We start from the raw sequence: 26,508 nt of genomic DNA on the forward strand, positions 1-26,508 counted from the left end.
TTAACGGTTGTGTTACCCGCAAGACTTAAACTTCGCGAAAATTGACCATCTTTATTTGAGCGCCCGAGGTTTATCTCGGTTACGGAGCCCGTATGAACGGCGATCGCATTGACGACAGGGATGTGGATATTGATCTTGCGCAACTCGTCGCGGCCATATGGCGGCGTCGGGGAAGAATCGCGGCCATAACGCTGCTGGCCGGCGGCGCCGCCTTTGTCGTTTCCAGCATGATGTCGCCCGCCTATAAGGGCGAGGCGCGCGTGCTCATTGAATCCCGTGCTGCTTCCTTTGGCGCTTCCCAGCAGTCCAACGCGCCGGCCGAGCCAGTGCTGGACGAACTGACAGTATCCAGCCAGGTGCAGATCCTGCAGTCCGTCGACCTCATCAAGCAGGTCGCCAGGGACATGAAGCTCTATGAACTCGAGGAATTCGATCCGGAGGCGCATCCTTCGCTGGTTTCGAGCCTGCTGGTTGCCGTCGGCGTCAAGAAGGATCCACTCCAGGTTCTGCCTGAAGAGCGGGTGCTGAAGGCGTTCCGCGAGAAATTGCAGGTCTATCAGGTCGAGAGTTCTCGTGTCATCACGGTCGAGTTTTCTTCAGAGGACCCGAAGCTCGCTGCGGCCATCCCGAACGAGATGATGAAGGCCTATCTCGCGCTGCAAAGCGGCGCGAAGCTCGATACCAGCACGGAAGCAGCGCGCTGGCTTGAGCCGGAAATAGCCACGCTGCGCGAAAAGGTGCGGGAGGCGGACAAGAAGGTCGCGGATTATCGTGCCTCCTCCGATCTTTTGTCGGCCGGGCAGGGCGAAACGCTCGCCACACGTCAGCTGAGCGACATCTCCACGGAACTCGGCCGTATCCGCGGCGAGCGCGCCAATGCGGAGGCGCGCGCAGAAGGCGTGCGCAACGCGCTTGCCAGCGGTCGTCCTCTCGATACCTTTCCCGATGTCGTCGCTTCTCCCACCATCCAGAGGCTGAAGGAAAACGAAACCAACATTCGCAGCCAGATTTCCGATCTTTCGTCTTCGCTGCTGGAAGGTCACCCCCGCATAAGGGCGCTGCGCAACCAGCTCGATGGCATCGAAAGGCAAATTCAGGAAGAAACCCGCAAGGTGCTGGCAAGTCTCGAAAATGAGGCCAATGTCTCACGCCTTCGGGAGCGGCAACTGGTGCAGCAACTGAACGTGCTGAAATCGGAAAGCGTGCGTGCCGGTGAGCAGCAGGTGGGCCTTAACGACCTGGAGCGGGAAGCATCCGCGCAGAGGCAGCTTCTGGAAACCTATCTCGCCCGCTATCGCGAGGCGACGTCGAGGGCTGGCTCTGCGGATTCCACGCCGGCCGATGCGCGTGTGATTTCGACGGCAGTTGAGCCACGCGAACCCTATTTCCCGAAAACCGGTGCCATCACCATCGTTGTCACGCTCGCAGCATTTCTGCTGTCCTGCATTGTCGTCATGCTGGTGGAACTCTTTACGGGTAGGGCGCTGAAACCGGTCGGAAGAAGTCAGGTTCCACCGCTTTCCGATCCGCCACCACCTGCACGCGGGCCGGTTGAAGCGGATGAGACGACGGATGCGCCCGAGCAGCCGGCGTCGGCACCTGCTGAAAATGTGGCGCCGGGCGTCCGCGCCATGCCGGTTGCGGCACAACAGCCCGCCGCCGTAGAAGAGAAACGGCGTGACCCGCCCGCAGCCACGGCCATGCCGCCGGCATTGGCGGCAGAAGATGTCGCGGCTGTGAAAGAGGCGGTGGTGGATGAGGATGCCGATGTCGCCAGTGACTTTTCGATCGACGCCGTGGCGGGCTTTCTGTCTACACGGCTCGCCAAACCCGTCGCCGCCATTGTATCTCCGGCCGGTGACAGCGGTTCGACCACGAGCGTCATGCTGGCGCGCGCATTGTCTGAAATGGGGCGTTCGGTCGTTCTCGTCGACATGACGGCATCTGCCTGCCCGACGCGGCTGATGTCGCCCGAGGCCGGACTTCCCGGTGTCATGGACCTTCTGGCAGGAGCGGCCGCCTTCGGTGAAACCATTCACGGCGACCGTCTGTCAGATGCGCATATCGTTCCACGCGGCAATGCGCAGCCGCGCGAGGCGATGCGTGCTCTGGACCGCCTAACTATGATCCTCGGTGCGCTTTCCGACGCTTACGACACGGTGCTTGTGGAGTGTGGAGCGGTGCAGATTTCGAGCCTTGAAAAAATGCTGCGCAATCTGCCGGCAGAAATCATCGTCTCGGTTCCAGGCAAGGACGTGGAGATGCTGGAGAAAACGCTCGGAGAACTGGTTGCTCATGGCTACGAGCAGGCTCTGCCGATGATCGGCATGCGAAAGCCGGACCACCTGAGCGCGGCCTGACCGGCTGTTCAGTCGAGACCCCTTGTCGAGGCTGCTGTCGGCCGGCCGGCGCGGAAACGCTGAATGAGCGCATAGAGAGCCGGATTGGATTTGATCAGGCTTTTCGTTCGGGCGATCGCGACATAGGCTGCTGCGGCGACGCGACCTTTCACCGTTATCGGCAGGAATATATCGTGCTGCACGGTGAAAAGCGGGCACCAGCTGCGCTTGTAGAGCTGGTCGCCGACCCCGAAATCGAAGATCGCAGCCCTTTGGTGGCACGCCCTTTCAATCATAAGCCAGAACAGCAATTCTCCGGGGCTGAGTTCCGAAACGGATTCATCGATCGAACCGAACTGGCAGATGATGTGGTCCTGCTTGCGCGAAAGACCGGCTATTGCGGCGATGACGCCCTCGTTCTCGCCGTGCAGGCGAATGGCATGCAGCTCCAGCAGACTGTCTGTGCCCATCTCGGGAAAATTGGCCAGGTCGTAAAAGAAATCCTTTACCGATTGGTCGCGAAAGACATCCGGAATGCCCTGCGATGCAAAACGGGCGGCTTTCTGCCGGAAGAAGGCCTGCAATAATTCACATCTTTCCTGTGGAGAATGCGCGATCACATGGCTGTAGCCGCCCATTTCCTCGGCTCTCCGGCTCTGGATCCGGAATTTCTTCCGACGTCTCTTGGCATTGACCTGCCGGAGCGTGGCCTCGAAACTTTCGAGCAACGGAAGCTGGAAGGCCGGATTCTGGTTTTCGACCGAAGCTAGATGCGACAGGGGGGTGGTCCTGCCGCGCCACGTCAGCGGTATGTTCTGCAAAGCCAGAATGTCGGCCCGGCCATGCAGCAGCTTCCGCGCCTCGCGGGCAATCGCCGCCGCGATTTCCTCTCCGGCCTGTTCGGCAAAGGAGGGGTCGAAAAGCCCGGTATTGATATTGTTGAAACGGCCGCCGGGGAAACGCGCCTTGCGAATGCCGCCCTCCAGCACGATTTCAAGCGGAAGCAGGAAGATCGTCTTGCCGCCCTGCCGGCCGCGAAGCGCCAGGAGCGCGCTGTCCTGCGTTTTTGCCCAGATGGAGCACCAGCCAAAACCCTGATGCAGGGAATTGAGCGGATCGTTTTCCAGCCGCTTCCAATCGCTATGGATGGTGGAAGCGTCATCGACGAGATCGACCGACAGACGGTCAGCGCCCCGCCGCTCGTTTTGCACGGCGGTCGGCGCTTCCTCGTCGCTGGTAAAGACCGGCCCCTCAGCCGCCATCCACTCTCTCCGGTTGTTTCGGTCGGACTATATCTTTGAGCGGCAAACAATCGGTTTATAAAATTGCGACCTTAAGGTGTCACGCGGTGGTCCCGCATCAGCCCTGTTTTTTTGGCCCGGCCATCCATTTGATGATCAGCATCGCCGGCAAAATCCACAAAATTCCTGTCAGCACGAAATAAGCGAGATGCACCCACCAGGGCGATTGCGCCAGCGCCGCCGATGCAATGGCCGTCGCCACCACGGCGTAAACGACGACGAGGCAGATGATGACGATGGTGCCGATAAGCGATCTGAGGCGAGGGTGCATGAAATCTTCCGTGATTGAACAGGTGCATGACTATAGCGCCGCGACCGGATGCCGCAAACCCTGAGGCCTTGTTTTGTGGTGCCGGTTGGGGCTAATCAACATGGCTGTATGAAGGAGACTGAAAGATGAGTTCGAGCGGCATGACGATGGCCAATGGTTCCGCGGAAATGGTGGTGCAGGCTGCCCTGCAGAAGCAGGAGAAGGACCGCCGCCTGCTGCGCGTCTGGCTGCGCCTCGTGCTTTTCACACTCTTCTGTCTGGTGCTCGTTGGTGGCGCAACCCGCCTGACCGAATCCGGCCTGTCGATTACCGAATGGAAACCGATCCATGGCGCGATACCGCCGCTCTCCGTTGCGGAATGGGAAGAGGAGTTCCAGCTCTACAAGCGCATTCCGCAATATCAGGAAATCAACAAGGGCATGTCGCTCGACGAGTTCAAGACGATCTTCTGGTGGGAATGGGCGCATCGCCTGCTTGCCCGCGCCATCGGCCTCATCTTTGCTTTGCCGCTCGCCTTCTTCTGGCTGACAGGCCGCGTCGAAAAGCGCCTCCGGCTACCACTGGTCGGTCTACTGGCGCTTGGCGGCTTCCAGGGCTTCATCGGCTGGTGGATGGTCTCTTCGGGCCTCGTCAACCGCACGGATGTCTCGCAATATCGTCTTGCCACACATCTGACCATCGCCTGCCTCATCTTTGCGGGCTGCATGTGGATTTTGCGCGGCCTGTCCCATCATTCCCCCGAGGCCACCGACGAAAAGACGGGCAGGGGCTTTGCCGCGCTGTTGACGGTGCTCTGTCTCTTCCAGATCTATCTCGGCGCGTTGGTGGCGGGGTTGAATGCCGGCCTGTCCTATAATACGTGGCCGCTGATGGATGGTTCGCTGGTGCCGGGCGATCTCTTCCTGCAGCAGCCCTGGTGGATCAACCTCTTCGAAAACCCCAAGACGGTGCAGTTCATTCACCGCCTGGGCGCCTATACGCTGTTTGCCGCCACGCTGTGGCATATGGCATCGATGGCGCGCGCCTTGCCGGGTACGCCGCACGCCCGCCGCGCGGTGCTGTTCTTCGTGCTCGTCTGCATTCAGGCGGCGCTGGGAGTAACCACGCTGCTCATGCATGTGGATATTCATGTCGCGCTCGCCCATCAGGGCATGGCGCTGGTCGTGCTCGGTTTTGCGGTTGCCCACTGGCGCGGATTCATTGGAGAATATCCGCCGCCAGTTGCGGTTGAAGTCAGGGACTGAACTCGCTCAGAACTGTTTCAGGACGGCCTTAATGGTTGCCGCGACAGCGAGTTCGTTGTCGCGTTCTTCCGCATTTTCGTCCTCTTCATGCCACGCGGCAGAAAGGCAGCCATAGGCAAAGGCATATTGCAGCAATAGCCGTTCGTCCCGTTGGAGAGCCTTCGCAAAAATCGCCGCCATGGAGGCGATGCGCGCTTCGCTGCGGGTGAGGTCAAAACGGTCGAGCGGATTGGAGAACATGTTGGCGACATCGAGCGCCGCATCGCCGATCAGGCCAGCCGGATCGATGATGATCCAGCCGCGATCGCTGCGCATGATATTCTCATGGTGCAGATCGCCATGCAGCGGCTTGATATCGCGCTGCTGGCCGATCAGTTCCTGCGCAAGCGTGGCGGCCTCGATATAGGCGCTGTCGATGCCGTCGGAACGATCCTGTTCGGCCTTGCGGAACAGACTTTCGAAATAGAGAGGCAGCGTCAGCAGACTTGAGGGCGGCGGCTGCTCGGACGGCTGGTGATATCGAAGCAGGACCTCCGCTGCGATTTCCGTGGTGGCATGATCGTCACCGTCTCGGAACAGCACGTCGCGCAGGGTCTCCGTGCCGGCATGTTCCATCAGAAGAATATCATCGGAGCGGTCAAGCAACTCCACGCAGCCGATCCCGGCGCGCCATTCGATGAAATCCGCGCCGCGAAGGCTGTCCGTCAATACTGTCTTCTTCAGAACCTTGGCGACCGCAAGGGAACCGTCATCGCGCACAAGCTCGTAGACCACCCCGGCAGGCGTATCCGCAATCTGCTTTACGGCCTCGATATTCCACGAGGCCGGAAAAGAGGGCGTGGTCATGGTCATGAGCAACGTCTCATGCAGAGAGCATCAGTTCCATGTTCTGCACGGCAGCACCGGAGGCACCCTTGCCGAGATTGTCGAGTAACGCGACGAGGTTGATATGCTCGCCGCCCTCGGTGCCGAAGACGAAGAGCTTCATCGTATCCTTGCCAGCCAATTCCTCGGCATCGATACGCGCCAACCCCTTGCTCTCGGCCAGAGGCACGACGCTGACGATATCCTGTCCAGCGTAATGGGCGGTGAGTGCCGCATGGATCGTTTCGATATCAGTGCCTTCCTTAAGGTCGGCGGCGAACAGCGGCACCTGGACGATCATGCCCTGCGGGAAGCGACCTACGGAGGGCGAAAACAGCGGCGCGCGGTCAAGCTGGCCGTGAATGGTCATTTCAGGCACATGCTTGTGCTTGAGCGTCAGGCCATAAAGGAAATTATTGGCACTGATGGCATCGTCGCGGCTCTGGTCTTCCATTTGCGCAATCATCTGCTTGCCGCCGCCAGTATAGCCGGAGACCGCATTGACGCTGACAGGATAACCGTCGGGCAGGAGGCCAGCGGCCCGCAGCGGGCGAATAAGGGCGATCGCACCGGTCGGATAGCAGCCGGGATTGGCGACGAGGCGGGCAGAGCGAACCTTCTCGCCCTGGTCCTTATCCATTTCGGCAAAACCGTAAGCCCAGTCCTGATGAACGCGATAAGCGGTGGAGGTATCGATGATGCGGACATTATTGTTGCCAGCCACCATGGAAACGGCTTCCCGGGACGCGTCGTCCGGCAGGCAGAGGATCGAAATGTCGGCGCTATTGAGCATATCCTCGCGCATCGCGGCATTGCGGCGCTCGGCTTCCGGAATGGACAGCAGCTCGATATCGCGGCGACCGGCAAGGCGCGTGCGGATCTGCAGACCCGTGGTGCCGTGTTCGCCATCGATGAAGATCTTCGCTGTCATGTCCTTGTCCTGACTTTTCAGAGGGTTGCGAGGGTAGTCGGAATCAGTTTGGCAAGTGCCGTCGTCTTTGTCAGCCAGCCTTGGCCAGCCGTTCGGCACGCAGGCCAAGCATATACATTGCAACGGTCGCTCCGGCAATGGCGGTAATATCCGCATGGTCGTAGGCGGGTGCCACCTCCACAACGTCGGAGCCGCGAATATCGAGCTGGCCAAGCCCACGCAAAACGGAGAGAATTTTAGCGCTGGTCGGCCCGCCGGCGACGGGTGTGCCGGTTCCCGGCGCGAAGGCGGGATCGAGGCAATCGATATCGAAGGTGAGATAGGTGGGCATACCGCCCGTGTGCTTGACGATCAGCGACGCGATATCGCTGGCCCGCATGTCCTCCACCTCGTAACCGTGAAGAATGCGGATGCCGAAATCGTCAGGCGCGTGGGTGCGGATGCCGATCTGGATCGAGCGGTCGGCATCGATCAGCCCGTCGCGCACGGCGCGGGCCACGAAGGAGCCGTGGTCGATGCGCTTGCCATCGTCGAACCATGTATCCTGATGCGCGTCGAACTGCACCAGCGCGAGTGGGCCGTGCTTGGCCACATGCGCTTTCAGCAATGGCCAGGTGATGAAATGATCGCCGCCGAGCGTCAGCAGGTAATCCGTCTTGGAGATGATCCTGCGCGCTTCCTTTTCGATCGTGTCAGGCGTTTTCCAGTGGTTGCCGTAGTCAAGCAGGCAGTCGCCATAATCAATGGTCGGCATATGGACGAAGAGATCGCGCGCGAAAGGATATTGCGGATCATTATCGAAAATCGCCGAAGCGCGGCGGATCGCCTGGGGCCCGAAACGTGCGCCGGGACGGTTGGAGGTCGCCGCGTCGAAGGGAATACCCCACACGGCAGTCGAAACGCCTTTGAGGTTTTTGGTATATTTGCGCCGCATGAAGGAGAGGACACCGGCATGGGTCGGGTCCGTGGCAGCCGATGTCAGGGACATTGCGGTAAAGGCATGGTCGATGGTTTTGGCCGGCATTGATCACCCCATTGCGATTTGCGCCGAGGTTGCTGTCTTCCCGATGAAAAAACAAGGGAGGAGGCCATAAAAAAGGCGGAGCCGAAGCCCCGCCTTTCACAGTTCTGAACGAACCGTTCCTGGAAGCGATTAGCGCTTCGAGAACTGGAACGAACGGCGGGCCTTGGCCTTACCGTACTTCTTACGCTCGACAACGCGGCTGTCGCGGGTCAGGAAGCCACCCTTCTTCAGAACGGAGCGCAGGCCCGGTTCGAAGTAGGTGAGGGCCTTGGACAGACCGTGACGAACGGCGCCGGCCTGACCGGACAGACCACCACCGGCAACGGTAGCGATGATGTCGAACTGACCCGTGCGGGCAGCGGCAACGATCGGCTGCTGGAGGATCATCTGCAGAACCGGACGTGCGAAATACGTGGTGAAATCGCGGCCGTTGATGATGATCTTGCCAGAACCCGCCTTGACCCATACGCGGGCTACGGCGTTCTTGCGCTTGCCGGTCGCGTAGGAGCGGCCGAGAGTATCAACCTTGCGGACATGCACGGGAGCCGAAGCTTCCGAAGCCGGGGCGAGGTCTTTCAGAGAGGAAAGATCGGCCATTATCAGGCGCTCCTTACGTTCTTCTTGTTGAGCGCGGCAACGTCGAGAACGACCGGCTGCTGTGCTTCGTGCGGGTGGTTGGAACCGGCGTAAACGCGCAGGTTCTTCATCTGACGACGGCCGAGCGGACCGCGCGGGATCATGCGCTCGACGGCCTTTTCAACGACGCGCTCCGGGAAGCGGCCTTCGATGATCTGGCGAGCCGTACGCTCCTTGATGCCACCCGGGTGACCGGTGTGCCAGTAGTACTTCTTGTCGGAATACTTCTTGCCGGTGAGGGCAACCTTTTCCGCATTGATAACGATGACGTTGTCGCCATCATCAACGTGGGGGGTGTAGGTAGCCTTGTGCTTGCCGCGCAGGCGGGTTGCAACGATGGTGGCGAGGCGACCAACAACGAGGCCTTCGGCGTCGATGATGACCCACTTCTTCTCCACCTCAGCGGGCTTCTGAACGAAAGTAGACATGAATTTCACTTTCTAACGTGGACCCGTCATCCTCTTCATGAAGAGCATACGGGCGTTTCTTGTTGCTTGGTTTGGTTGCCGATAAGGGCTACCGCAAATGACCCTATTCCGGCTGGAATCCGATCTGGCGCGCTTATACGGTGCGCGAACGAAAGCGTCAATATGATCGATTTTTGAGGTCGCAAAAATAATCAAGTAAAAACAAACGGTTGGTTATGGGGTATTATTTTACCCCATCATCTGACCTCGTTTTACCCCAGCCGCATCACCAGAACGCCCGCTGCAATGATGCCTCCGGCAAGGTAGCGCCAGATGCTGGCGCGTTCTTTCAGGATCACCACTGATATCACCAGCGCGAAAAGAATGGAGGTTTCCCGGAGCGCTGCGACGACGGCGACAGGCGCTTTGGTCATGGCGTAAAGCGCCAGCCCATAGGAGAGTATGGAGCCGCCGCCACCGATAAGGCCACGCCACCAGTTGCGCCGGACATGCTGGACGACGGGGCCAGTCCCCCGCTGGTAAAACGCGAAACCGAACAGCAGCACGGGTGGCAGCAGAGACATCCAGAGCGTGTAGGAGATGGCGTTGCCGGAAAGCCTTGCGCCGACACCGTCGACGAAGGTGTAGGATGCAATCACGAAAGCGTTGAGCAGGGCGACCATGATCGCCTTTCCGCCCCCGCGCCTTGCCTCGAAAGCAAGCGTCAGGATCCCCGCGGAGATAACGCCGATGCCCGCAATCGCCAGCGGGCTCAAAATCTCGCTCAGGAACAGGCTGCTCGTCGCCGCCACAATCAAGGGTGCCACGCCGCGCATGACGGGATAGACAAGGCCGATGTCGCCGATCGTATAGGCGGCGGCGACAAGGCGGAAATAAGCGAATTGCAGGACGGCTGAGGCGATCAGGAAGGGAATGGCGACTGGCGAGGGAAACGGCAGGAAAGGCAGAAACGGCAGCGAACAGGCTGCAGCTCCCGCCGCAATCAACGAGGCGTCCAGCGATTTATCGGAACCGGATTTGACCAGCGCATTCCATCCGGCATGCAGCATTGCGCCCAGAAGCACCAGAATAAGAATGTCGAATGTCACAGTCAGAGACTCGCTCGCGGGCTTTTCGGGCAATCTACAGCATTGGCCTCAGAAACTGGAAGTCATTTTCCGGACGGGCAGGGTACGCTTTCAATTGCCTCGCCGAGGTCGTCCCAATCCGGTGCCTACGGGCTTTGTTTTTATGGATTATGACACGCGTCAAATTTTTGATTTCTATGCGTCATGAACAAACGAGATCCAATATCGCGCATGAGACACGCTTTCCTGCTTCTGATTTAATCCGGAAAATAACGTCTGATGCACGGCTTGCGGCTCTGCCTCGCGCTGCGGATTTCCTTGAAAAATGACAGAGCACACCATTTATCCCAGTTGTTGGTATTGCGCCTGGCGTTTCAAATGAGCGTGCGGGCGACTAAAATCGTATGATCATCAATGAAAATAAATTTCAGAATCCCCATCGAAACTCCACTATAACGTTGCAGACTTATAGAATGGTTGGTTTACGAAATAACTTTTTGAAAATTAGTCGCGGCTAAATAACCGGTGAACGGAATGAAAACAAACAGGAGACGAAGAGCGCATGGAATGCACGCTAATGTTGTTTCCCCTGTTTCGATGGCCGTTCGGCGCAATTTTTGAAAAGTGGATGAAAATACTCAATACACCCGGTGTGTGCGCGATTTTGTGAAATCATTTTGCGTGGATGAAAACGGGGTTGCAGAGTGCCGATCCGGCGGAGATATTGTTTGTTGCGCTTTCGGGGTTCCGGAGAAGACCGGAGCGTCCCAGATGAGAATGGCATCGCATGAAACGGCGTGAAGGTTGCCGGCGCTGGAACCATGCTGGAGAGGAGAGGCTGGTGGGCATTGAAGCAACGCTCCAGACGCCTGCGCCTCTCTGGATCAGGTGGTATGCCAAAGGAATAAGTTGACATGCAGCATGATACTTACGAAGCGGATTACCTCAGGAAAATCCTGGCGAATGTCGAAACCATCGCCCTGCTGGGAGCTTCGCCCAATCCGGATCGGCCGAGCCATGGCGTCATGCGCTTCCTGCTGTCCAAGGGCTATCGCGTGTTTCCGGTGAATCCGGGTCAGGCGGGCAAAGAGATACTGGGACAGGCGGTCTATGCCCGGCTGGCCGATATTCCCGAGGCTGTTGATATGATCGATGTGTTTCGTGCGCCGGAATATCTTTCCGCGATTGTCGACGAGGCGATCTTGCTGCCGCAACGCCCAAAGGTGATCTGGGGTCAGCTATCCGTGCGGGACGATAATGCCGCCGCCAAGGCCGAGGCTTATGGCATTGACGTGGTGATGAACCGTTGCCCGGCAATTGAGTATCCGCGTCTCAATATCGCACGATAGTTGGTACGGATTGGGCTTATCATTTGGCGCCAAGGCATTATGATCCCTCCAGAATTCCATTGGAGGAAACATCATGCCGAGCAGCAATCCCGGTTTTTCAACGCTGGCCATCCATGCGGGCGCACAGCCTGATCCTACGACCGGCGCACGGGCGACACCCATCTATCAGACGACGGCCTACGCTTTCCGTGATGCGGATCATGCCGCCGCCCTGTTTGGGCTGAAAGAGTTCGGCAATATCTACACCCGCATCATGAACCCCACTCAGGCGGTTCTGGAAGAGCGTGTGGCCGCGCTTGAGGGTGGTACCGCAGCGCTTGCCGTCGCCTCCGGCCACGCCGCACAATTGCTGGTTTTTCATACGCTGCTGCAGTCCGGCGACAATTTCATCGCCGCCCGTCAGCTTTACGGCGGATCGATCAACCAGTTCGGCCACGCCTTCAAAGGTTTCGACTGGCAGGTTCGCTGGGCCGACGCCACCGATCCCGCCAGTTTCGAACAGCAGATCGATGAGCGCACACGCGCCGTCTTCATAGAAAGCCTTGCAAATCCAGGCGGCACCTTTGTGGATATCGCCGCAATAGCCGAAGTTGCCCATAGGCACGGCCTGCCGCTGATCGTCGACAACACGATGGCAAGCCCATATCTGCTGCGACCGCTGGAACACGGTGCAGACATCGTACTGCATTCGCTGACGAAATTCCTCGGCGGCCACGGTAATTCCATGGGCGGCATCATCGTTGACGGCGGAACCTTCGACTGGTCGGCAACTGACCGGTTTCCGGCCCTGTCACAGCCCCGGCCCGAATATTCCGGCGTCGTGCTCCACCAGACTTTCGGTAATTTCGCCTTTGCCATCGCCTGCCGCGTGCTTGGCCTGCGCGATCTCGGCCCGGCGATTTCGCCCTTCAACGCCTTCCTCATTCTCACGGGAATTGAGACCCTGCCGCTGCGCGTTCAACGCCATTCAGACAATGCGCTTGCCGTCGCCAAATGGCTTAAGGCACATCCCAAGGTCGGCTGGGTGAATTATGCCGGCCTGGAGGAAAGCGACAATCACGCCCTCCAGCAGCGTTACTCGCCGAAGGGCGCGGGTTCGGTCTTTACATTTGGCGTCAAGGGCGGTTATGCGGCCGGCAAGGCACTGGTCGAAGGGCTGCAGCTATTCTCCCATCTCGCCAATATCGGTGACACGCGCTCGCTCGTAATCCACCCGGCTTCCACCACCCATGCCCAGCTGACGCCGGAGCAGCAGACGGCGGCTGGCGCCGGTCCGGATGTGGTGCGTCTGTCCGTCGGAATCGAGGATGTCAACGACATCATTGCCGATCTTGAACAATCGCTTGCAAAAGTCTGAGAGGTCGGCGTCGCGATGAGCAACCTACTGACATTCGAAGATGCTCCCCTCGAAGCAGAGCATGGTGCGCCAGCGCCGGAGCGATTGATCTCCGGCGACCCCAAATTCACCACATGGAATCTGGAGGAAGCGCCGGGCGGTATTTATGCAGGCATCTGGCAATCCACACCTGGAAAATGGCGTGTCGTCTATGACGAATGGGAATATTTCAGCATCCTCGAGGGCCATTCCATCCTGACCGAGGATGGCGGGCCCCCGCGTGACCTCAGACCGGGCGACAGGCTTGTGCTGCGGCCCGGCTTTACCGGCACCTGGGAAGTCGTGGAGACAACACGAAAAGACTATGTCATCAGGCTGTGACGGCGGAAATCCACTCGGTCACGCTATTGCTGGTCGAACGAGATGATGGATTGAAGGAGCCCGGGAAAGCGGGCTTCCAAATCGTCGACACGGACGACGCTGATATTCTCGACACCCTGTTTGTGGGTTCGAATCAACCCTGCCTCCCGCAGGATCCGCATATGGCTGGACAGGGTTGAACGCGGCATGTCCTGGCAGGGTGCTGCGGCACCACAATTCTGTCCGGTCTCGGAGCCCCATAATTTTCGGATGATGCCCATGCGTGCCGGTTCGCCAAGAGCGGCGAGCACGGCCGTGAGCGAAATGTCTTCGCGTGCGGGATGAAAAAACTGAGCCATGGACCGCCTCTAGCACACGGATTGACAAGCTTCAATATTTCAATAAAACCGAAATACCGAATTATGGTTATTCGGAAATTACGACATTCATGGAGTTTGCAATGTCTGGATTATTCAGTGGGCAGGTCGTGGTCGTCACCGGTGGGTCGACTGGCATCGGCTTTTCCGTCGCGAGATTGGCTCTGGAAGGCGGAGCCTCCGCCGTTTACGTGACAGGCCGCAATACCGCCAATCTCGAGGCAGCGGTCGCCAGGCTCGGGCAGGGGGCGATCGGCTTCGCGTCCGATGTTGCCAAGCTCTCCGATCTGGAGCGGCTCAAGGCGCGCATTGAAGCAGATGGCCGGAAGGTGGACGTGCTCGTCGCCAATGCCGGCATCGCCGAGAACAATGACCTCGGTGATACCCACGAGGCGCTGTACGACCGGATTTTCGACATCAACGTCAAGGGCGTTTTCTACACCGTGCAGACATTGCTGCCGGTCTTGCGCGATGGCGGCTCGATCGTGCTCACCGGGTCGATCGTCGGCAACAAGGGCCTGGAGAGGTTGAGCGCCTATAATGCTTCCAAGGCGGCCGTTCGTTCATTCGCCCGCAGTTTTGCCAACGACCTCAAGGCGCGGGGCATCCGCGTCAATACGGTTAGCCCGGGCGTGACCCGCACGCCGATCATGGAAAACGGCCTGAAGCTTGATGAAGAAAAGATCGCCGGTTTCGAGGCTTATCTGAAGGATGCCGCGCCGATCGGCCGGATGGCCGACCCCGACGAGATCGCTGAGGCCGTTCTGTTTCTGGCCTCTTCAAAGGCCAGTTACATCACCGGCGTCGAGCTTTCGGTCGATGGCGGTCTGGCCCAGATTTAAGGCCTGCACACGCTACCAGCTGAGATCGAGCCGCTCCAGCCCATGGAAATGATAGACATCCTTGACCTTGGGCGGCTCGGCAATTTTCAGGCGCGGCAGGCGTTTGAAAAGCAGTGGCAGGGCAAGGTTCAGTTCCAGTCTTGCCAATGGGGCGCCGATACAGAAATGGATGCCGGCGCCGAAGGAGACATTGGCGCCTTCGTTGCGCTCCGGCCGGAAGGTCAGTGGATCAGGGAATTTTGACGGATCGAGGTTGGCCGCAGCCAGGATCAGGCTCACCTTGTCGCCGCGCTTGAACTGCACGCCGTCAATCTCGACCGGCTCCAGAACCCATCGCTGGAAGATGTGCACCGGCGCGCAGATCCGCAGGGTTTCCTCCACCGTGCGTTCCGTGGCGGCCTCGTCGCTGAACAAGGTCTGCGGCGATATCCCGCTCTCCAGAATGATACGCACGGAATTGCCGATCTGATGAACGGTCGCTTCATGGCCCGCGTTGAGCAGGACGATGGTGGTGGACACCAGCTCGTCGTCGGTCAGATATTGACCCTTGTGCTCGGTATGGATCATGTGGCTCAGCAGGTCGTCCTCAGGCTTGGCCCGCCGCTCGGCGATCACGCCGCGCACATAATCCGAAAATTCCTTCGCTGCCCTGTCGGCCAGAAGCTCGTCTTCCGGTGTGCGCTTGAACATGTACATGCCGACATAGGCATGCGACCACTTCAGCAGCTGCGGCCCCATTTCCTCGGGAATGCCGATCATCCGGGCGATCATCGTTACCGGGATGATATCGGCATAGGAGGAAAGCAGTTCCGTCTCGCCCTTCTCTTCGAAAGCGTCAATCAGCCGGTTGGCGAGTTCCTCTATTTCCGGCTTCATCTTGTCGACATGCCGTGACACGAAGGCGCGGTTGATCAGCGTGCGCAGCCGCGTATGCTCCGGCGGCTCCAGTTCCAGAAGCGAGTGCTGCTCGGCCAGGTCGAAATGCTTCACATGCTCAAGCGGCTCTGGCAGGCCGATCTCTTCACGACTTGCCACATGCAGGATCTGTCGTCCAAACCGGCGGTCGCGCAGCAGCGAGCTGACATGGTCATAAGAGGTGAAAAACCATTGCCGCTGCTCTTCCCAGTAGAAAGTGGGACATTGCGCGTGCAGGGCGGCGTAGACGGGGTTCGGATCGTTGTAAAAAGCCGGGTCGCGCGCATCGAGTGAAACGTGGCGGGTGGCGGAATCGATTTTGAGAAAGGGAAACGTCGCTGTCATGCTGATGGTTTATTCCGCGCTTGGCGCTTTGGGAAGGGCGGCAGGCGTTCCTTTATATGTCACCAAATGGTTACACCTTCACCGGCTGGCAATTGCGGATATCCGGTTCAGCGCCGCGACCTGCCGGTCGGCATTGTTATCCATAGGGTTTTCGTCACGGTCCGAGGCGGGCACGACGACATTGGCCGAATTTACGTGGATTACGGTCCGATTGCGCCCGGCTTTCTTTGCGGCATAAAGCGCTCGGTCGGCCTCGGTCATCATCACATTCAGCTCGGCGTCCTTGATCATCGCTTCGGATATGCCGACGCTGGTCGTCACCTTGATGGGTTCGCCGCGTGAGGTGATTTTCGAAAGAAGCAGATTGTTACGGATGGATTCGGCAAGCGTGACGGTGCTGGAGGGGCTTTCGACCTCCGCCACCAGCGCGAACTCCTCGCCGCCCATCCTCACGAAAAGGCCGCGGTCGCCGATCGCGCGTTGCGCGATTTGACAGAAATGCACGAGTACGGCGTCGCCGGACTGGTGGCCGTATCTGTCATTGATCTTCTTGAAATGGTCGATGTCGAAGAGAACAAGCGCCACATATCGGCTGGAGCCGTGTGAGCGCTTCTTGATGCGGTCGAACTCCTCCAGCAGACCACGCCGGTTAAGGACACCGGTCAGGTGATCGGTCATGGCGAGCCGGTGAAGACGAAGCTCCGTATCCTCCATGATGATCTTGGCGCTGATCATGATGATGGCCGTGAAGCCGAGCATGCCGGAAAAAGCGAGCGCCGATGTCAGAGGAATGGCGTTGGGCGCAGCCGCATTGGCCGGGATGACAATGGAGGCGACGACGGCGCCGGCAAAAGCCTGCAGGATCAGAATCGTCGCCAGAACTTTTCTGCTGCGCGACCTGCGCTCGCCATTTGCCAGAAGCACACCGGCGAGCATGAAATAGCCCGTGGCCGCACTGGCGTGATAAAGCAGGATTCGGGCCACCATGTTTTCTCGCACGGGTGGGACGAACATTCCGGCGATCCACAGGAGGGCCGGGATGGCAATCCAGCCAGCGAGCTTGCGCTTCTCCAGGGACAAGAGGCCCGCGAGCCAGAAGCCGAAGGCGGAAAGCGCCAGCGCGTTGCCGACCTGAATGGACAGGAAACTGGAAATATCTCCGCGAAACGCCACCATGACGGTGCCGAAGCCGGTGGCGAGAAAGCCGGCGGCGAAATAGAGATTGTGCCGGCGGGAAGGGCGGTGCAGCCACAGCGTTCCCAAAAGCACGGCAAGGGTGAACGTCTCCGCCGCCCATAGTAGCGTGCTCGTCTTTGCATCCAGCATTGCAAAATCCTATCTGCGCCATCATGCGGCAAAAGCGGAGAAGCTCGCACGACGTGCGTTATTCCCGCTGAATTGTTGAGCTGCCATTTCGCCCGGATAGGGCTGTTCGCCGATGGGAACCGAAATTCGTTTTTCAGTATCAGCAGCAAATACTAACGAGTTCTTGCTGGTTAGAAGTTATATCTGTGCATGAAGTACATTTTTTTGGTGCTCGCCAGTCTTGGTAAAAAATTGATGGCGGGGAGACAAATGGCTGCGGCCGGGACGAACGGGTGCAAAAGCCCGCCGCGGCCGGCCTCCGAAGCCCTGCAAACGCTGTTGAGCCGTTAAGGATATGCGGCTTCGTGTCTTGAAGTACGGGGCAGGGACACTCTATGTAGGGAGTATGAAGGTTAGAAGTGATTCCGGGGCGGTTTCCGCAACGGGCAGAGTTGACAAAGGACGGACATGAAAAATCCAGTTGATACCGCCATGGCTCTGGTGCCGATGGTCGTTGAGCAGACCAATCGCGGCGAACGCTCCTACGACATATTTTCCCGTCTTCTCAAGGAACGCATCATTTTCCTCACCGGCCCGGTGGAAGACCAGATGGCGTCGCTCGTCTGCGCGCAGCTGCTGTTCCTCGAGGCCGAGAACCCGAAGAAGGAAATTGCGCTCTACATCAATTCGCCAGGTGGCGTCGTGACCGCCGGCATGGCGATCTACGATACGATGCAGTTTATCCGCCCTGCGGTCTCCACGCTCTGCGTCGGCCAGGCTGCCTCCATGGGTTCGCTGCTTCTCGCTGCCGGTGAAAAGGGAATGCGTTTCGCCACCCCCAACGCACGCATCATGGTGCACCAGCCATCGGGCGGCTTCCAGGGTCAGGCTTCGGATATCGAACGCCACGCCCGCGACATCATCAAGATGAAGCGCCGCCTCAATGAAGTCTACGTGAAGCATACCGGCCGCACGCTCGAAGAGGTTGAAAAAACCCTTGATCGCGACCATTTCATGGATGCAGACGAGGCGAAGGACTGGGGCGTGATCGACAAGATCCTGACCTCGCGCCAGGAAATCGAAGGCGCCGTCGCGAATTGAGGCGCGACGCTTTTTGACGTTTGTTTGACCCCGCAAAAGTAATTTCGGGGCTTTCAACCGGAACAGAAAGCGATATTAGTATATATAAAGGCTATGTTGATTTTTTATGACGCGGCCTTTGGTTTAATGGGGAATTCGTTGCCGCCGGTTATCAGCTCCTGTATCTGATACGGTTAGTACCCCGGGAAACGAGGCGGATACGGCAATGCACCCCAAGGGCGGCCGTATCTGCGGGCGGTAAGTTGACCGCGATCCGTTTGACGGACCTGCGGCGTGCTGGAAGGAAAGAGATATGAGCAAAGTCAGCGGCAGCAACGGCGGCGACTCTAAGAATACACTCTATTGTTCATTCTGCGGCAAGAGCCAGCACGAAGTCCGGAAACTCATTGCCGGACCGACGGTATTCATCTGCGATGAATGCGTCGAATTGTGTATGGACATCATCCGCGAGGAGAACAAGACGTCTATGGTGAAGTCGCGCGAGGGTGTACCCACCCCGCAGGACATCATCAAGATCCTCGACGAATACGTCATCGGCCAGAAGCAGGCGAAGAAAATCCTGTCCGTGGCCGTTCACAACCACTACAAGCGCCTCGCGCACGCCTCCAAGAATGGCGATGTCGAGCTGGCGAAGTCGAACATCATGCTCGTCGGCCCGACGGGCTGCGGCAAGACCTATCTTGCCCAGACGCTCGCCCGCATCATCGACGTTCCCTTCACCATGGCGGACGCAACGACGCTGACCGAAGCCGGTTATGTCGGCGAGGACGTGGAAAACATCATCCTGAAGCTGTTGCAGGCGGCGGATTACAATGTCGAGCGCGCCCAGCGCGGCATCGTCTATATCGACGAAGTCGACAAGATTTCCCGCAAGTCGGATAACCCGTCCATCACGCGCGACGTATCGGGCGAGGGCGTTCAGCAGGCGCTTCTGAAGATCATGGAAGGCACGGTCGCTTCCGTTCCGCCGCAGGGCGGCCGCAAGCATCCGCAGCAGGAGTTCCTGCAGGTGGACACGACCAACATCCTGTTCATCTGCGGCGGCGCTTTTGCCGGCCTCGACAAGATCATCTCGGCCCGTGGCGAAAAGACCTCGATCGGCTTCGGTGCGACCGTCAAGGCGGAAGACGACCGTCGTGTGGGCGAAGTGCTGCGCGAGCTGGAGCCGGAAGATCTGGTGAAGTTCGGCCTCATTCCGGAATTCATCGGCCGTCTGCCCGTCCTGGCGACGCTGGAAGACCTAGATGAAGATGCGCTGATCCAGATCCTGTCCGAGCCGAAGAACGCTCTGGTCAAGCAGTACCAGCGCCTGTTCGAGATGGAAGACGTCGAGCTGACCTTCCACGAGGACGCGCTGCGCGAAATCGCCCGCAAGGCGATCACCCGCAAGACCGGTGCCCGTGGCCTGCGCTCGATCATGGAAAAGATCCTGCTGGATACCATGTTCGAACTGCCGACGCTGGAGGGCGTGCGCGAAGTGGTCATTTCCAACGACGTCGTCAGCGGTGTCGCGCGTCCGCTCTACATCTATGCGGACCGTCAGGAAGAAAAGACCAACGTCTCGGCGTAATCGGCTGCTGTGATGTTTGATGAAATCAGAGGCCCGCATCCGTGCGGGCCTTTTCTATTAGATGGGCCTTACGAAACTTGCGGCTAACTTGACGAAGCCCGATTTTGCGTTTGGAGCGGATTGCGCTTTGCTGATAAAGTCTTACAACTGATTTGCAGCGCGATATGACGGAAATGTGAATTTCGTCGGCGACCCGGTTCCTGAGCCCTCGAGGATAACCGGAAATGTCGGTAGTATTAGCCAGCGCTGAGTTTTTGTTGAATTTCACGGTCCTGCCGTCGGGTAAGGCCGTCTGCTCCGACGACTTGAAATCGGTGTTTCGAAACTCCACTTTCAGTCTCGAGAAATGAGTATGCCGGACGCCCCCAAGACGTTCGGCGAAGTGTCCCGAAAGGGACCATGGAAAGGAAATGATATGACGAACATCACGTCTGCGGCATCTGGCGGTACCTATCCGGTACTTCCCCTGCGCGACATTGTCGTTTTCCCGCATATGATCGTTCCCCTGTTCGTCGGGCGGGAAAAATCCATCCGTGCGCTCGAGGAAGTCATGGGCTCCGACAAGCAGATCATGCTTGTTACCCAGATCAACGCCAGCGACGACGATCCGGCGCCTGAAGCCATCCACAAGGTCGGCACGGTCGCCAATGTCCTGCAGCTTCTGAAGCTTCCCGATGGCACCGTGAAGGTGCTGGTGGAAGGCAAGGGCCGCGCCCAGATCGACAGCTACACCGGTCGCGAGGATTTCTACGAAGCCTCGGCCACGCCTTTGCAGGAGCCTGCCGAAGATCCGGTCGAGATCGAGGCGCTCTCGCGTTCGGTCGTTTCGGAATTCGAGAGCTATGTGAAGCTCAACAAGAAGATTTCGCCCGAGGTTGTCGGCGCTGCCGGTCAGATCGATGATTACTCGAAGCTCGCCGACACGGTCGCTTCGCACCTGTCGATCAAGATCACCGAAAAACAGGAAATGCTGGAAACCGTCAGCGTGAAGCAGCGGCTTGAAAAGGCGCTTGGCTTCATGGAAGGCGAGATTTCCGTTCTTCAGGTCGAAAAGCGCATCCGCTCGCGCGTCAAGCGCCAGATGGAGAAGACCCAGCGCGAATATTACCTGAACGAGCAGATGAAGGCGATCCAGAAGGAACTCGGCGACGGCGAGGACGGCCGTGACGAGATGGCCGAGCTGGAAGAGCGCATCGCCAAGACAAAGCTTTCCAAGGAGGCCAAGGAAAAGGCCGAAGCGGAAATGAAGAAGCTGCGCCAGATGAGCCCGATGTCCGCGGAAGCCACCGTCGTGCGCAATTATCTGGACTGGCTGCTTGGTCTGCCCTGGGGCAAGAAGTCCAAGATCAAGGCGGACCTCAACAATGCCGAGAAGATTCTGGATCAGGACCATTTCGGTCTGGACAAGGTCAAGGAGCGTATCGTCGAGTATCTGGCCGTGCAGGCCCGTGCGACGAAGATCCGTGGCCCGATCCTGTGCCTCGTCGGCCCGCCCGGCGTCGGCAAGACCTCGCTCGCCAAGTCGATCGCCAAGGCGACCGGCCGCGAATATGTGCGCATGGCGCTGGGTGGCGTTCGTGACGAAGCGGAAATCCGCGGTCACCGCCGCACCTATATCGGCTCCATGCCGGGCAAGATCGTCCAGTCGATGAAGAAGGCCAAGAAGGCAAACCCGCTCTTCCTGCTCGACGAAATCGACAAGATGGGCATGGATTTCCGTGGCGATCCGTCGTCGGCGCTGCTCGAGGTTCTCGATCCGGAACAGAACTCCACCTTCATGGATCACTACCTGGAAGTGGAATACGACCTGTCCGACGTGATGTTCGTGACCACGGCCAACACGCTGAACATTCCCGGCCCGCTGATGGACCGTATGGAAGTGATCCGCATCGCCGGTTACACGGAAGACGAAAAGCGCGAAATCGCAAAGCGTCACCTGCTGCCCAAGGCGATCAAGGAACATGCCCTGCGTCCGGAAGAATTCTCGGTCACCGATGATGCCCTGATGGTTGTCATCCAGCAGTACACCCGCGAGGCGGGCGTGCGCAGCTTCGAACGCGAGCTGATGAAGCTGGCGCGCAAGGCTGTCACCGAGATCATCAAGGGCAAGGTCAAGTCTGTTGAGGTTACCGCAGCAAACGTTCCGGATTATCTGGGCGTTCCGCGGTTCCGCCACGGCGAGGCCGAGCGCGAGGATCAGGTCGGTGTCGTCACGGGTCTTGCCTGGACGGAAGTCGGCGGTGAGCTGCTCACCATCGAAGGCGTGATGATGCCGGGCAAGGGCCGCATGACGGTTACCGGCAACCTCAAGGAAGTGATGAAGGAATCCATTTCGGCGGCGGCATCCTATGTCCGTTCGCGCGCCGTGGACTTCGGCATCGAGCCGCCGCGCTTCGACAAGAGCGACATCCACGTGCACGTTCCGGAAGGGGCAACCCCGAAGGACGGTCCGTCCGCCGGTGTCGCCATGGCAACCGCGATCGTCTCCATCATGACCGGTATTCCGGTCTCGAAGGACGTGGCGATGACGGGCGAGATTACGCTTCGTGGTCGCGTTCTGCCGATCGGTGGCCTGAAGGAAAAGCTGCTTGCAGCGCTTCGCGGCGGCATCAAGAAGGTGCTGATCCCGGAAGAAAACGCCAAGGATCTGGCGGAGATTCCGGACAATGTGAAGAACGAGATGGAAATCATTCCGGTGTCGCGCATGGGCGAGGTTATCAAGCACGCCCTCATCCGCCAGCCGGAGCCCATCGAGTGGGATGGCAGCATCGAGACGCCGGTGATCGCAACGGTCGAAGGCGTTGATGACGGCAGCCAGACCATCGCGCATTGAGACGCGTCGTCGCGAGGGCTGGAATCGGTGCTCGCGACAGGTCCTGCGTAGATTCAATGCGTTAGGCTTCACGACGAAGGTACGGCTTCAGGTCGGCGCAAGTGATGCGAAATTGGCACGATTATGGGGAAGGCCGGCAGAAATGTCGGCCTTTTTTGTGAAAAAAACCGCAGACCCCTTGTTTTTCAGGCAATTCCAGCGCTTTTGAGTTGCTGCGCGCGGATACGAACGTATTCTGCGCCGGCTTAATTTGAGTCGTTTCAAACCATTGAAAGGGGTGGAAACATGAACAAGAACGAGCTCGTCTCTGCTGTTGCCGAAAAGGCTGGTCTCACGAAGGCAGATGCTGCTTCCGCTGTTGATGCCGTATTCGAAACCGTACAGAGCGAACTGAAGAACGGTGGCGATATCCGCCTCGCCGGCTTTGGCAGCTTCTCCGTCAGCCGTCGTGAAGCCTCCAAGGGCCGTAACCCTTCCACGGGTGCTGAAGTCGATATCCCGGCTCGCAACGTTCCGAAGTTCTCCGCAGGCAAGGGCCTGAAGGACGCCGTCAACTCGTAAGGTTTCCGGAAAGCCGTAACGCCCGCGGCGGGCGGCGGCTTTTCAGGTTCACGAGGAAGCATGTTTTGACGCGCTCACGCCATCAACCGGTCTAAGGAGCGTGCCTTTCGAAAGTTCTTTCGAGCGGCGCCGTTTATGCCGAATGGTATGGAATGAAAGTCGGGCGTGCCTGTGTAGCCTCCATCCGGACACACGGCGTTGCGATATACGGAATATGCGCAAAACACGAAAGCCCGGCCTTTGCGGCCGGGCTTTTTGATTCCGGGCCATGAAGTGTCATGCCACTGTCATGTCCGTGACGCAGAAGCCTTGGGATATTTCTGAACCCAAGGGGGATAAAATGGCGTTCCGATTTTCTCAGATGGCCTTGACTGCGGCTCTGCTTACATCTGCAGCCTTTCCGGCGGCCGCAGAGCCGGTTTTTAACCGCATTGCTTCTTTCCCGGTAGCGAAAAACCTGCCCGCGGACAAGGACGCCAAGTCCGTGACCTCGGCTGAAATCATCACCGCCAGCGAAGACGGCAAGACGCTGATCTATTCGGACAGCCCGCTCGGCGGCATCGGCTTCATCGACATCACCGATGCCAAGGCTCCCAAGGCCGGCGGCGCATTGCTGCTGGAAGGTGAGCCGACCTCCGTTGCCGTGGCCGGTCTCAAGGTTCTCGCCGGCGTCAATACGTCGGAAAACCGCGCCAAGCCCTCCGGCAAGCTCGTGACTGTCGATATCGCCGCCAAGAAGATCGAGGCGAGCTGTGATCTCGGCGGTCAACCGGATTCAGTCGCGGTGTCTCCGGATAAAACCTTTGCCGCCATCGCTATCGAAAACGAACGTGATGAAGAGGTGAACGAAGGCGCTCTGCCGCAGATGCCAGCCGGTTATCTCGTCACTGTCGGCCTGAAGGACGGCGTTGCCGACTGCGCGACGCTGAAGAAGATCGACGTTACCGGTCTCGCCGAGATTTCCCCTGAAGATCCGGAACCGGAATTCGTTTCGATCAATGCCAATGGCGAGATCGCGCTGACGCTGCAGGAAAACAACCATATCGTGATCATCGACGGCAAGACCGGCACGGTGAAGACGCATTTCTCTGCCGGCACCGTCAATCTGGAAGGCATCGACACCAAGACCGATGGCCAGCTGAAATTCACCGACAAGCAGGAAGGCCGCAAGCGCGAACCTGACGCCGTCAAGTGGCTGGACAATGACCGTATCGTCATCGCCAATGAAGGCGACTGGCAGGGCGGTGCACGCGGCTTCACCATTTTCGACAAGACTGGCAAGCTTCTCTATGAGGCTGGCGCTTCGCTCGAGCACGCGGTAGCGGCCATTGGCCACTATCCGGAAAAGCGCTCCAAGGCAAAGGGCATAGAGCCGGAAGGCCTCGAAACGGCGACGTTTGATGGCCAGAAGTACTTCTTCGTGCTTGCCGAGCGCGCCTCGATTGCCGCTGTTTACAAGGATACCGGCGCAGAGCCGCAGCTCACGCAGCTCCTGCCTTCGGGCATTTCGCCGGAAGGCGCTGTCGCCATCCCCGCGCGCAACCTCTTCGTCATGGCCAATGAGGCTGATCTGGTGGAAGACGGCGGCGCCCGCTCGCATGTCATGATCTATGAACGCGCCGAAGGTGAGCCGGCCTATCCGCAGCTGGTATCCGCCACCGTCGATGGTGCGCCTATCGGCTGGGGCGCTCTTTCCGGTCTGGTAGGCGATGCCGAGAAGCCAGGCATCCTCTATGCCGTGTCCGACTCGGTCTACGGTAACCAGCCGTCGATCTACACCATCGACGCGACCAAGAAGCCCGCCACCATCACCAACGTGCTGCGTGTCAAGCGCGACGGCATTGCGGCGCAGAAGCTTGACATCGAAGGCATCACGCTGGATGGCAAGGGCGGGTTCTGGCTGGCCTCCGAAGGCGACAGCGCCAAGCTTGTTCCGCATGCGCTCTACAACGTCAATGCCAAGGGTGAGATCAAGGCCGAGATCGCCTTGCCAAAGGAATTGCTCGCCGGCGATACCCGCTTCGGTTTCGAAGGCGTGACCATGGTCGGCAAGGGCGACGACGCCACGCTGTGGATGGCCGTGCAGCGCGAATGGGGCACGGATGAGAAGGGCTTCGTGAAGCTCGTCTCCTATAATCCGAAGTCCAAGGAATGGGGCGCGGTGCGCTACCCGCTCGACAAGACCGAAGCCGGTTGGGTCGGCCTGTCTGAAATCACCGCGCAGGGCGATAATGTCTATATCGTCGAGCGCGACAACCAGATCGGTGACAAGGCCAAGATCAAGAAGCTCTACCGGGTGGCGATTGCCGACCTGAAGCCGGGCAAGATCGGTGGCGAGCTGCCGCGCGTTACCAAGCAGGAAACCCATGACTTCCTGCCCGACCTCAAGGCCCAGACCAACGGCTATGTCGTCGACAAGCTGGAAGGCTTCACCTTCGACAAGGCGGGAACGGCCTATGCCGTGACAGATAATGACGGCGTCGATGATTCTTCCGGCGAGACGCTGTTCTTCAAGGTCGAGATGAAGGCGATCAACTGATTGCACACGATAGCGCCGCATTAAAAAAGCCGGGCATAGCCCGGCTTTTTTAATGCGGTATGGGTCTGAATGCCGGGCGTTTATACGATACGTCATATGCAAGCCCTCAAAAGGCATTGCCGCTTCGCATCGGTGATCGAAAGTTCCCTCCGGAGGTCGTCCGGGATAATGGTGCGATCCCAGCGCCCGGATCACCGCCCCATGGAATTCTTGTTTTTGGAAATATCTGGTTTCTCCGAATCCTGCTGGACCCAGCGGAAAAAAATGTAAACAGGCAGCGCAATAAGCGCGAGTGTAACAAACGCGTCGAGTGACATGGTTTCATCCATCAGTTCTACCGCTCATCATGAAACGGCCTGAAAACAATGCCCGAAATCTCTTTAAAAATTCTAAATCTGCTTATTTTTCGGTATGTTGCGGGGTGAAACAGGGATGGCTGCGGCTGTGCGAATCTGAAACGAAAGTCCCGGTTTGGCACGACGCGGCAACTGGGAAATGTGATTCTACACCGCAGTAGCGCGCGACCATGGCCCCTTCCATGCCACCGAGGGCAGGGGCTGCGCATCGAAGCCAAGCATACATGGTGAAGCGCAACCGCATACGGTTCAAACCGCAATCGGCAAGGGTTCTTTAAATCACTGTGAGAAGGAATGGTGGGCGATGAGAGACTCGAACTCCCGACATCCTCGGTGTAAACGAGGCGCTCTACCAACTGAGCTAATCGCCCTTCGCGTCTTGCGGATCATGTCCGCCGCGTCGGTGGCCGTGATGTATTCGGATCGGAAAAAAACCGCAAGGGCTTTTGTGAAGTTTTTTTGTTTTTTTTCGGGGAGGTTTTTCCCTCCGCCGAAGGGGAGGGGTAAAAAGCCGGGAACTGCGGGCTTTTTGGTAAATTCAGAAACCAATGACGTCATGACGGCCCCGTAGAAATGACGTTGATAAAGCGGCTGGCTGTGGACAAGTTTTTTGT

The 26,508-nt window shown here is 58.6% G+C and carries 22 protein-coding genes and 1 tRNA gene; 11 read left to right on the forward strand and 12 right to left on the reverse strand.

Annotated features, from left to right (window positions below; translation table 11 throughout):
• Positions 1-92 precede the first annotated feature (92 nt).
• Positions 93-2,360, forward strand: coding sequence for a polysaccharide biosynthesis protein UppB (uppB, locus tag BTN45_RS04500; protein ID WP_207589098.1), 2,268 nt, complete (start codon positions 93-95; stop codon positions 2,358-2,360).
• Positions 2,361-2,368: 8 nt separating this feature from the next.
• On the opposite strand, the gene uppA is transcribed toward uppB, so the two are convergent.
• On the reverse strand, positions 2,369-3,601 hold the full coding sequence (gene uppA, locus BTN45_RS04505) for a polysaccharide biosynthesis GNAT family N-acetyltransferase UppA (protein WP_207589099.1): 1,233 nt from the start codon (positions 3,599-3,601) through the stop codon (positions 2,369-2,371).
• Positions 3,602-3,698: 97 nt separating this feature from the next.
• Positions 3,699-3,911 carry a DUF2842 domain-containing protein gene (locus BTN45_RS04510; protein ID WP_006697979.1) on the reverse strand — a complete coding sequence of 71 codons (213 nt, stop codon included), beginning with the start codon at positions 3,909-3,911 and terminating at the stop codon, positions 3,699-3,701.
• A 140-nt stretch (positions 3,912-4,051) separates the two neighbouring features.
• On the opposite strand from BTN45_RS04510, the gene BTN45_RS04515 reads away from it, so the two are divergent.
• Positions 4,052-5,155 carry a COX15/CtaA family protein gene (locus tag BTN45_RS04515; RefSeq protein ID WP_207589635.1) on the forward strand — a complete coding sequence of 368 codons (1,104 nt, stop codon included), beginning with the start codon at positions 4,052-4,054 and terminating at the stop codon, positions 5,153-5,155.
• Positions 5,156-5,161: 6 nt separating this feature from the next.
• Here the strand turns inward: BTN45_RS04515 and BTN45_RS04520 are convergent, their stop codons facing one another.
• The 6 genes from BTN45_RS04520 to BTN45_RS04545 all read right to left on the reverse strand — a co-directional run bounded on the left by BTN45_RS04520 (position 5,162) and on the right by BTN45_RS04545 (position 10,126).
• On the reverse strand, positions 5,162-6,007 hold the full coding sequence (locus tag BTN45_RS04520; protein ID WP_207589101.1) for an aminoglycoside phosphotransferase family protein: 846 nt from the start codon (positions 6,005-6,007) through the stop codon (positions 5,162-5,164).
• A gap of 10 nt (positions 6,008-6,017) precedes the next feature.
• Positions 6,018-6,950 carry an N-acetyl-gamma-glutamyl-phosphate reductase gene (argC, locus tag BTN45_RS04525; protein ID WP_004441284.1) on the reverse strand — a complete coding sequence of 311 codons (933 nt, stop codon included), beginning with the start codon at positions 6,948-6,950 and terminating at the stop codon, positions 6,018-6,020.
• Positions 6,951-7,020: 70 nt separating this feature from the next.
• Complete coding sequence (gene speB / locus BTN45_RS04530; RefSeq protein ID WP_022556026.1) at positions 7,021-7,974, reverse strand: agmatinase; 954 nt, start codon at positions 7,972-7,974, stop codon at positions 7,021-7,023.
• A gap of 129 nt (positions 7,975-8,103) precedes the next feature.
• Positions 8,104-8,571 (reverse strand): 30S ribosomal protein S9, encoded by a 468-nt coding sequence (gene rpsI / locus BTN45_RS04535; RefSeq protein WP_003521540.1) that lies wholly within the window; start codon positions 8,569-8,571, stop codon positions 8,104-8,106.
• Between the two features lie 2 nt (positions 8,572-8,573).
• A complete protein-coding gene (rplM, locus tag BTN45_RS04540; RefSeq protein WP_004441288.1) occupies positions 8,574-9,038 on the reverse strand; it encodes a 50S ribosomal protein L13 in 465 nt (154 codons plus the stop codon).
• A 251-nt stretch (positions 9,039-9,289) separates the two neighbouring features.
• Positions 9,290-10,126: an EamA family transporter gene (locus BTN45_RS04545; protein ID WP_048902806.1), complete on the reverse strand. Its 837-nt coding sequence runs from the start codon at positions 10,124-10,126 to the stop codon at positions 9,290-9,292.
• Between the two features lie 893 nt (positions 10,127-11,019).
• On the opposite strand from BTN45_RS04545, the gene BTN45_RS04550 reads away from it, so the two are divergent.
• From BTN45_RS04550 to BTN45_RS04560, 3 genes are all read left to right on the forward strand, one after another.
• Positions 11,020-11,454 carry a CoA-binding protein gene (locus tag BTN45_RS04550; protein WP_004441290.1) on the forward strand — a complete coding sequence of 145 codons (435 nt, stop codon included), beginning with the start codon at positions 11,020-11,022 and terminating at the stop codon, positions 11,452-11,454.
• A 73-nt stretch (positions 11,455-11,527) separates the two neighbouring features.
• Entirely contained in the window at positions 11,528-12,811 is a 1,284-nt protein-coding gene (locus BTN45_RS04555) for an O-acetylhomoserine aminocarboxypropyltransferase (RefSeq protein ID WP_004441291.1), read from the forward strand.
• Between the two features lie 15 nt (positions 12,812-12,826).
• Positions 12,827-13,171: a cupin domain-containing protein gene (locus BTN45_RS04560; RefSeq protein WP_006697984.1), complete on the forward strand. Its 345-nt coding sequence runs from the start codon at positions 12,827-12,829 to the stop codon at positions 13,169-13,171.
• 23 nt (positions 13,172-13,194) lie between these two features.
• Here BTN45_RS04560 and BTN45_RS04565 read toward each other — a convergent pair whose 3' ends face one another.
• Positions 13,195-13,509 (reverse strand): helix-turn-helix domain-containing protein, encoded by a 315-nt coding sequence (locus BTN45_RS04565; RefSeq protein WP_006697985.1) that lies wholly within the window; start codon positions 13,507-13,509, stop codon positions 13,195-13,197.
• Positions 13,510-13,598: 89 nt separating this feature from the next.
• Between BTN45_RS04565 and BTN45_RS04570 the strand changes: the two genes are divergently transcribed.
• Complete coding sequence (locus BTN45_RS04570) at positions 13,599-14,369, forward strand: SDR family oxidoreductase (RefSeq protein ID WP_162471989.1); 771 nt, start codon at positions 13,599-13,601, stop codon at positions 14,367-14,369.
• A 12-nt stretch (positions 14,370-14,381) separates the two neighbouring features.
• Here the strand turns inward: BTN45_RS04570 and BTN45_RS04575 are convergent, their stop codons facing one another.
• Together BTN45_RS04575 and BTN45_RS04580 are read right to left on the reverse strand one after the other, a co-directional pair.
• Positions 14,382-15,629 carry a cytochrome P450 gene (locus BTN45_RS04575; protein WP_112765741.1) on the reverse strand — a complete coding sequence of 416 codons (1,248 nt, stop codon included), beginning with the start codon at positions 15,627-15,629 and terminating at the stop codon, positions 14,382-14,384.
• A gap of 78 nt (positions 15,630-15,707) precedes the next feature.
• A complete protein-coding gene (locus tag BTN45_RS04580; protein ID WP_004441298.1) occupies positions 15,708-16,955 on the reverse strand; it encodes a GGDEF domain-containing protein in 1,248 nt (415 codons plus the stop codon).
• Positions 16,956-17,402: 447 nt separating this feature from the next.
• Here BTN45_RS04580 and clpP point away from each other — a divergent pair, with 447 nt between their 5' ends.
• From clpP to BTN45_RS04605, 5 genes are all read left to right on the forward strand, one after another.
• Entirely contained in the window at positions 17,403-18,035 is a 633-nt protein-coding gene (gene clpP / locus BTN45_RS04585; RefSeq protein ID WP_004441299.1) for an ATP-dependent Clp endopeptidase proteolytic subunit ClpP, read from the forward strand.
• Between the two features lie 292 nt (positions 18,036-18,327).
• Positions 18,328-19,605 (forward strand): ATP-dependent Clp protease ATP-binding subunit ClpX, encoded by a 1,278-nt coding sequence (gene clpX, locus BTN45_RS04590; RefSeq protein ID WP_003521528.1) that lies wholly within the window; start codon positions 18,328-18,330, stop codon positions 19,603-19,605.
• Positions 19,606-20,020: 415 nt separating this feature from the next.
• Entirely contained in the window at positions 20,021-22,438 is a 2,418-nt protein-coding gene (gene lon / locus BTN45_RS04595) for an endopeptidase La (RefSeq protein WP_004441301.1), read from the forward strand.
• Positions 22,439-22,723: 285 nt separating this feature from the next.
• Positions 22,724-22,999, forward strand: coding sequence for a DNA-binding protein HupB (gene hupB, locus BTN45_RS04600; RefSeq protein WP_003502360.1), 276 nt, complete (start codon positions 22,724-22,726; stop codon positions 22,997-22,999).
• 340 nt (positions 23,000-23,339) lie between these two features.
• A complete protein-coding gene (locus BTN45_RS04605) occupies positions 23,340-25,538 on the forward strand; it encodes an esterase-like activity of phytase family protein (protein WP_207589103.1) in 2,199 nt (732 codons plus the stop codon).
• A 651-nt stretch (positions 25,539-26,189) separates the two neighbouring features.
• Here BTN45_RS04605 and BTN45_RS04610 read toward each other — a convergent pair.
• A tRNA-Val gene (locus BTN45_RS04610) sits at positions 26,190-26,265 on the reverse strand.
• Positions 26,266-26,508: the final 243 nt, after the last annotated feature.

Source organism: Rhizobium sp. ZX09, from assembly GCF_017357485.1.
In the GTDB taxonomy this organism is placed as follows: domain Bacteria; phylum Pseudomonadota; class Alphaproteobacteria; order Rhizobiales; family Rhizobiaceae; genus Agrobacterium; species Agrobacterium pusense.